Below are 7470 nucleotides of genomic sequence, written 5' to 3'. Positions count from 1 at the left end.
ACTGGCGCGTGCGCGGCTGGAAAAAGAACCTGTCGCCGGAGCAGATGCGGGTCAACCTGCAGGTGCGCAGAAGCGCGGCCGACGGCGCTCCTGAAAGCTACCACGTCGACACCCTGGACCTGTACGCGGCGCGCGCGAGGAGCGCGTACATCAAGCAGGCCGCCATCGAGCTTGGCCTGCTTGACGACGTCGTCAAACGCGACATGGGGCATGTGCTGCTCCAACTGGAAACCCTGCAGGACGAGGCGATTCGCGCGTCCATCCAGCCCAAGAACAAGGTGCCGCCGCTGTCGGCCGACGAGGAGGCGGCGGCGCTTGAGCTCCTCAAGTCGCCCGATCTGGTATCTCGCATCGTGCTTGATATGGAGCGCTGCGGCGTGGTGGGCGAGGCGAACAACCTGCTGGCCGGCTACCTGGCGGCCATCTCGCGCAAGCTCGATGCGCCGCTGGCGATCCTGATCCAGTCGTCCAGCGCGGCCGGCAAATCGAGCCTGATGGAGGCGGTGCTGGCCATGGTGCCGGACGAGGAACGGATCCAGTACAGCGCCATGACGGGCCAGAGCCTGTTCTACCTGGGCGAGAACGACATGCAGCACAAGATCCTGGCGATCGCGGAGGAAGAAGGCGTGCGCCAGGCGGCGTATGCCTTAAAGCTGCTGCAGTCGGATGGGGAATTGACGATGGCCTCGACCGGCAAGGACGAGGTGACGGGCAACCTGGTGACCAAGCAGTACCGGGTAAAGGGGCCGGTAATGCTGATGCTGACGACGACCGCCATCGACGTCGACGAGGAACTGATGAACCGCTGCCTGGTGCTGACGGTGAACGAGAGCCGCGAGCAGACGCGCGCCATCCACGCGCGCCAGCGCAGCCGCCAGACCCTGGCCGGCATGCTGGCCCAGAACGACAAACAGGCGATCACCGCGCTGCACAAGAACGCGCAGCGGCTGATTGCGCCGGTGTGCGTGGTCAATCCGTACGCCGACCAGTTGACCTTCCTGGACGACAAGACGCGCATGCGGCGCGACCACATGAAATACCTGACCCTGATCCGGGCCATCACCTTGCTGCACCAGCATCAGCGGGAAGTAAAAACCGTTCAGCACAATGGTCAGACGCTGGCCTACATCGAGGCGACCCGTGAGGACATCGGGCTGGCCAACCGCATCGCGCACGAGGTGCTGGGGCGCACGCTGGACGAACTGCCGCCGCAGACGCGGCGCCTGCTCATGCTGCTGCGTGACTGGGTCGTGGACCGCAGCGCAACCTTGGGCGTGGCGCCGGGCGAGTTCCGCTTTACGCGGCGCGAGGTGCGCGACGAAACCAGCTGGGGCGACACCCAGCTCAAGCTGCACCTGGCGCGCCTGGCCGAACTTGAGTATGTGATGGTGCACCGGCGCGGCGCCACCTTCGAGTACGAGCTGGTGTACGACGGCGGCGACGACGGACGGCACCTGTGCGGCCTGATCGACGTGGCGCGGCTGGACTACGACGGCGAGCGGTCGGGGGTGAAGGGGGAGCGGTCGGCCCACGGTCGGCCCCCGGTCGGGGGGCGGTCGGGGCATGGTCTGAACGAAGAAGGCCATATGGCGAAAGGCGCCGTTGGCGATTCGGCCGGTGATGGTCTGGAAACGCACGTCCAGGCGAACGGCCATGCGCCGTTCGATCCGGTCGTACCTGTTACCGCGTAGCGGAGGCGGCCATGCGCAAGGACGGCAGCAGGCGTTTCAATACGGCAGTCGGCAACCCGAACGATGCGCGCGGGCTGTACGCGGCCATGCGGCGCTATCTGGAGCACCTTGCGGTGCGCGGCTACACCGAGCAGGGCCGCTACAACGCGGAGCGCTACCTGCGCGACTTCATCGCCTGGGCCGACGCCAGGAGCGTGACGCATCCCCGGCATGTGACGCATCCGGTGCTGGAGCGCTACCAGCGCTGGCTGCACCACTACCGCAAGAAGGACGGGGCGCCGCTGTCGGTGGCGAGCCAGCGCGCCAAGCTGGTGCCCTTACGCAGCTTCTTCAAATGGCTGACCAAGAGCGGCGAACTCGATGCGAACCCGGCGTCGGAGCTGGAACTGCCGCGGCGCATCCGCAGATTGCCGGCCTTCGTGCTGTCGGCCGGGGAAGCCGAGCAGGTGCTGGCCGGGGCCGACACGGCCAGCCCGCTCGGGCTGCGCGACCGCGCCATGATGGAGGTGCTGTACTCGACCGGCATGCGGCGCATGGAGCTGGCCAGGCTGGAGCAGGCCGACATCGACTTCGAGCGCGAGGTGGTGCTGATCCGGCTCGGCAAGGGCAACAAGGACCGCCTGATCCCGGTCGGGGCGCGGGCGCTGCACTGGGTGCGGCAGTACCTGGACCTGGCGCGACCGGCGCTGGCGTGGAACGCGCAGGAGCCGACCCTGTTCCTGAGCCTGTACGGAGAAGCGCTCAACCCGACCTGGCTGTCGACGACGGTGGCGCAGTACGTGGACAAGGCGCAGGTGGGCAAGCGCGGCGGCTGCCACCTGTTCCGGCACACGATGGCGACCCTGATGCTCGAAGGCGGGGCCGATATCCGGTTTATACAGGCCATGCTGGGCCACGCCGAGCTGTCGACGACGCAGATCTATACGCAGGTAGCGATCAGGCAGTTGCAGGCGATTCATGCGGCGACCCATCCGGGTGCGGGCTTGCGCAGCCGGGGTGCGCTGCCGGCGGCGCAGGATGTGCAGCCCGGGGGTGATGGTGACGAGGCCGCAGTGCTGCGCGATGCGCTGGACGCCGAGGCGGACGAGGAAGATGGTGCGTAGCGGCTGGACGTTACGCGGTAACGATGCAGGTTCAAGGAGAATGCCATGCCGAAAACAGCAGCGCAGAGACAGGCCGAGTACCGGGCACGCAGGCCGACGGCGGCCGATGGCAACGGCGAGCGCAGGTTGAATACCTGGGTGAGTACGGCGGCGCACCTTGCGCTGGTGCGTATCGCCAATCGTTACGGCGTAACGCAGCGGGAGATGCTGGAGCGGCTCGTGCTTGCCGAGGATGACAGGATACTGGCTGGCATCAAGATGGATACGCCGGAATGGGATGCCTACTTCGGTGCAGGGGGCGTTACGCGGTAACGTTGGCGGGGATACTGTTGGGCTTGGTATGCTTGAACACCCTGGTCAGCCGCTGCGCGGTACTGCCAGCCGCAGGGCGGAGGCAAGAGCCACGCTTGCTGCAAGTTGGGCCAACGAAGCGCGCTCCTGCGTCGCTTGCCGCCGCGCTTCGCCGTCAGCCAGGCTGAACGGCAACGCAAGAGCACAGCCTCTCCGGGGTAAATCGGTCGCTGCGCGCCCGCTTTAACATAACGCGGCATTCTGTTGCAAATCGCCCCGTTCACTACGCTGCGCTGCGTTCCTTGGGGCGATCGCTGCGCTACGCTTCGCGCCCTTCGGGTTGACAGAATAGGCGTTATGTCTGGCGCCCCTGCGCGTCTGCCAGGCCAGCATGTGCGCTTTAAAGCGCAGGGTTCGGTCAGGGTTACGGCGCGCGCGCCCCCGGCGCTTGCAGCCGCGCGCTGCCGTCAGTCAGGTTCAACGCAACCGCAACTTCTACTTCAAAACCAAACCAGCGCAGCGCCCTGCGGGCGCTGCGCGCACTCTGTGACTGCGTAACTGCGTAACTGCGTAACTGCGTAACTGCGTAACTGCGCAGCCAGAAGCGGACGTCATCGCGATCGCGCCGCCAAAAACCTCACGTCGGCGCCAAAAAGTTAAAATAGCGGTAAGTTGAACGAGCTGATCGGCCAGAAAGCCCGTGGTTGACGGGCGCGTGCGTAATGCGTATACGACTTCACGTCGGACCGAATGCATTCGGCAATGCGCTGGGGCAGAGTCTGGTGAATGCTGCTGCTTCCACCAACGTGGATGACAGTTTGTGGAGTAGAGCTGGTGGTAGCAACCCTAGCGGAACGGGTGGGGACGAGGTCGGTTTACCTACACATGAAGAGATTATGAAAGGCGATCACTATGCTTCCTTGGGGGAATATCCGAAACGAAATTGGCCGTCGCGCGCGCATGGCGGCACTTTGGCTCCTAATCCAGGCGGGGCTGATTTCCCAGACGGGGTACTGGATGCAGATGAGGTCTATGTCAAGCAAACGTACACTGGTGTAAATGGCGAAGTTATCCCGGTAGTGCAGACTGATCGCGGCGTTTATGCTTACCCTGGTAATGCGATTCCCCAAGTAACTATTTCGGGGAAAGAGGCTCTGGCAGCTCTTCGCGCGGAAGATGCACGCGCAGCATTGGCTGACTTCAATTCTGATGTTCAAGCGCACAACGACCAGATGGCTGCCGATTGGGGCCAGTCTGAAGGTGGCTGGGCGGATTCTCGCCAACCTGACCGAATTCCACTGACGAATGAGCCACTTGCAAAACTGTCTGAGCCAGCGATGACGAGTTGAGATGAGCGCCTTGGCAGGGCACTTTTTCACAGATTCGGCCAGTGTGACGTTCCGGCCCGCAGCTATTTCTTCATTTCAGCCCATTCGCAGCTGACAGCGCCCATGATTGCGCCGCTTGCGTCACGCAAGCCGTCCCAACCAACACCGATCGTCTGAGCAGCGTTGCCCGGCTATTTAAATAATCGCATCAACTGATCGGCAGTCAATACCAGCAAGCCAAACATCAAATGCGACATCACCTTGTCCGGCCCTCGCACCCGGAGGTTGCGCCCGCCGAATTCATCCTTGAGCCTTGCATTGCTGCGCTCGGCCACGGTGCGCTCCCTGTAGCGCACGGCGTCGGCAGGTTCAAACTCTTCCTTCGGTCCGCCGCGCGCGTTGTGATCGATCAGCGGAACATGGCCCAGACTGCGGCTGTGCTCGTGCAACTCCTTGCTGCAATACGCCGCATCCATCACGTCATACAGGTTCGTCACGCGTGCCGCCGTCATCGTCGCCAGCGGCACGGCCGCCTGGCTGTCATGCACGGAGGCGCTGGTGAGCACGGCACTGACCGGCACACCGCAATCGGCTGTATCGATGTGTAGCTTGTAGCCGTTCCAGCTATTCTTGTAGCCTTGCGCGTTGCACTTCGTGCCGCGGTCGCAAACGCTGGGCAAATCGTGCAGCATTTCCGGCAAGCCCTGCGTACGCTGCTGCCGGATCCTGTTCAGTTTCGGCGCCGCCACCTGGATGCGTTTCTTCCGGCCGCGGCGCGGCTTCTTACTCTTTGGCGGCTTCGGCGCCTGCGCTTTCTTCGCCGGTTTTTCGCGCGCCTCAATTGCCGTGCCATCGCGGCTGATGTGGCCAATCAGCGCGCCGCCCAAATGGTCCTTGACCAGCGCCTCGTGGACACGTTCAGCCAGCTTCGCTTGCGCAAATTCGGCAAAGGCACGCGAAAATGTGGCCTCGTCGGGAACGACCTTGGACATCGAAAATCCGCACAGGCGCTTCAGAGAGCGGTCCATCGAGAGACGCTCAATCAGCGCTCTGGTCGTCGCCAAGCCCAGCACGGCCTTGGCGACGAAGGCATTGGCCAGCGCGCTGCGGTCGTACGGTTTGCGACCGATTCCTTGCCAAGTCTGCACCGCCCATTCTTCGATCCGAACCCAATCGAGAATGTGCACCAGCTTTTCCAACTTCGGCGTCAATGCGCCGCATTCTTGCTTCAGTTCCGGCATCAATTCATGCTGGATTACACGCCAGCGTTGCATGATCAGGTCGCGTCCGATAATATTCATACGGTGGGCGTTTTGATGTTGTCTTCAGAACCAATATCATGCCAGAAATGGGCGCCCACGCCCCTCCATCAGGCCGAGTCCGGCGATCAAATTCACACGCGTGACCAGTTTTGCAAGTGCCTCGAATAGCTATCAGCAAGTAGCCAACGCCAAGCACGTGGTAGATAATCTGTTGTCGCGAGATGGGTGGTCGGCAGTCGGTGCTGTCGCAAAGGATGCGCTTAATCATACGGGCGGGATGAACGGAATTGGCCGGAATGGGCAATATGGCCCTCGGATTACCAGCACGCCCACACAACGTTCAGATGCTTTGAATACGCTGCTAGCCGTTCCCGGATTTTTCCAGAAGGAACTGGAATTCCTTGGAGTGACTTCGATGGTGCCTCGTGGGGCAAATAGCTCAGCGGTTGTTGGAGGCCGTGCGGCTGCCGTTGAGCATGCAGGTGGCGCCCAGGTTTATGCGACCGGGCCGCAGGTCTATGCTCCTGACCTCGGACATGTCACTGGAAAAGGTGCGGTAGTTCGAAACAGGGCCATTGATTCAATCGTTAAAGAAGATTTCCCGAATCTAAATCTGACTTATACGCCTGAATATAATCCGTTTCTTCGCACGGGCATTGCACAGGAAGGCGCCGGAACTCAAATTGGGAAAACCAACTTTTCGTCGAGGGATTCGCTGCGTGATGTAATTGTCCATGAAGAATTGCATCATAGATGGTGGGAACGAGGAATTTATGATCATCATCCAGTAGGATCCGTAAAAGAAACCAGATTTTATGACACGATTGACCGCTACAAGCGTATGAGAGGCTGGAATGAATAGTGAATTTGATGAGTCGGGAAAACTTCAATACCCGGACCCAATAGCGCTGTCTTGCCCCCGCTGCGGTGCGTTAGGCGCCTTAAAAGTCGGGCAGCTGAATTTTCGCGGGAAATTGAGGTGGTTTGAGTCGGCTAGTTGTGACACATGTGGGCTTAGAAGTGAAGCAGATGGTGTGGGGCTTCCACCTTCAAAAATCCGCGAATTATTAATTGAAAGTGATGGCGAATGGCGCGTTGTAATGAGCGAGGTAAAGTCAAAAGCAAGTGCTGTTAAAGTTCTTCAATCTGCACTTTCATTGGATATGAAAGCTGCGGTTGCGTTATTAAGGACCGAAGCTAAGACGGTCTTCCTAGGGACTAAATCAGAGTCTTTGTGGTTGGCTGAATTGCTGGAGGCAGCTGGCGAACGTCCTATATTGACGAGGGTGTAAACGGGTCTTACGTTCCCGCCGCCGCCGTTCCCGCCGTAGCAGGCAGCAGCACGGGGCAGTGCCGGAAAACGGACACGGACGGAGCAGTAAGTTGCAGAGTTGGCAGTGTCGGCACCAAACGGTTCTGCTCGTATCCTGTTTGTATCCTACTGGTATCCTTGTCGTATGCTGTCCGTATGCTATTCGTATCTCATCCGGGCTGCGGAAAATCTGCTCTGGCGCGACAACCCCAGCAAGATACGGTCATGGGCGGTGTGCGCGGGGAGTCCCCGCCACCCCTTCCAATCCCTCACACATCACGCAACCTCCGGTTTCTGCGGGAACCCGCGCTGCGCCTGGGTTCCCGCGTAATACGGGGTCGCTGCGCTCTGTGTTACGTAAGCGATCCATCAACCCCAGACTGTTCAGGAAGTCACGCCGCTGGTTAAATCGGGGGTATGCAAATCCTTCATATTCCACGGCAGCAGCGCCGCGACGTCATCCACGGTTTTCGCCGCTGGCAA

At 61.1% G+C, this 7470-nt stretch carries 7 protein-coding genes; 6 read left to right on the top strand and 1 reads right to left on the bottom strand.

All coding sequences use genetic code 11. From position 1 onward, the window contains the following. The 4 genes from F2P45_RS33525 to F2P45_RS33510 all read left to right on the top strand — a co-directional run. A partial coding sequence (locus F2P45_RS33525; protein WP_502572741.1) for an MTBMA_p00010-related P-loop-containing protein occupies positions 1-1691 on the top strand: 1691 nt, incomplete at its 5' end. Between the two features lie 11 nt (positions 1692-1702). Continuing rightward, complete coding sequence (xerC, locus tag F2P45_RS33520; RefSeq protein WP_166882540.1) at positions 1703-2794, top strand: site-specific tyrosine recombinase XerC; 1092 nt, start codon at positions 1703-1705, stop codon at positions 2792-2794. A gap of 45 nt (positions 2795-2839) precedes the next feature. Next, a complete protein-coding gene (locus F2P45_RS33515) occupies positions 2840-3106 on the top strand; it encodes a hypothetical protein (RefSeq protein WP_166882539.1) in 267 nt (88 codons plus the stop codon). A gap of 875 nt (positions 3107-3981) precedes the next feature. Then, positions 3982-4434 (top strand): hypothetical protein, encoded by a 453-nt coding sequence (locus F2P45_RS33510; RefSeq protein WP_166882538.1) that lies wholly within the window; start codon positions 3982-3984, stop codon positions 4432-4434. 170 nt (positions 4435-4604) lie between these two features. Here F2P45_RS33510 and F2P45_RS33505 read toward each other — a convergent pair whose 3' ends face one another. After that, positions 4605-5714: a transposase gene (locus F2P45_RS33505; RefSeq protein WP_166882537.1), complete on the bottom strand. Its 1110-nt coding sequence runs from the start codon at positions 5712-5714 to the stop codon at positions 4605-4607. A 100-nt stretch (positions 5715-5814) separates the two neighbouring features. On the opposite strand from F2P45_RS33505, the gene F2P45_RS36595 reads away from it, so the two are divergent. Together F2P45_RS36595 and F2P45_RS33495 are read left to right on the top strand one after the other, a co-directional pair. Beyond that, on the top strand, positions 5815-6537 hold the full coding sequence (locus F2P45_RS36595; RefSeq protein WP_187367256.1) for a hypothetical protein: 723 nt from the start codon (positions 5815-5817) through the stop codon (positions 6535-6537). Next, entirely contained in the window at positions 6530-6967 is a 438-nt protein-coding gene (locus F2P45_RS33495; protein ID WP_166882536.1) for a hypothetical protein, read from the top strand. The genes F2P45_RS36595 and F2P45_RS33495 overlap by 8 nt, the downstream gene beginning before the upstream one ends. The last annotated feature ends 503 nt before the right edge of the window (positions 6968-7470 follow it).

Source organism: Massilia mucilaginosa (genome assembly GCF_011682145.1).
GTDB classification, from domain to species: Bacteria; Pseudomonadota; Gammaproteobacteria; order Burkholderiales; family Burkholderiaceae_D; genus Telluria_A; species Telluria_A mucilaginosa.
This window is presented reverse-complemented; position numbering and strand designations above follow the sequence as displayed.

What these genes read in the sequence shown, in the direction of transcription:
- F2P45_RS33515 (WP_166882539.1), top strand. Translation starts at nt 2,840, where the DNA reads ATGCCGAAAACAGCAGCGCAGAGACAGGCCGAGTACCGGGCACGCAGG.
- F2P45_RS33510 (WP_166882538.1), top strand. Translation starts at nt 3,982, where the DNA reads ATGAAAGGCGATCACTATGCTTCCTTGGGGGAATATCCGAAACGAAAT.
- F2P45_RS33505 (WP_166882537.1), bottom strand. Translation starts at nt 5,714, where the DNA reads ATGAATATTATCGGACGCGACCTGATCATGCAACGCTGGCGTGTAATC.
- xerC (WP_166882540.1), top strand. Translation starts at nt 1,703, where the DNA reads ATGCGCAAGGACGGCAGCAGGCGTTTCAATACGGCAGTCGGCAACCCG.
- F2P45_RS33495 (WP_166882536.1), top strand. Translation starts at nt 6,530, where the DNA reads ATGAATAGTGAATTTGATGAGTCGGGAAAACTTCAATACCCGGACCCA.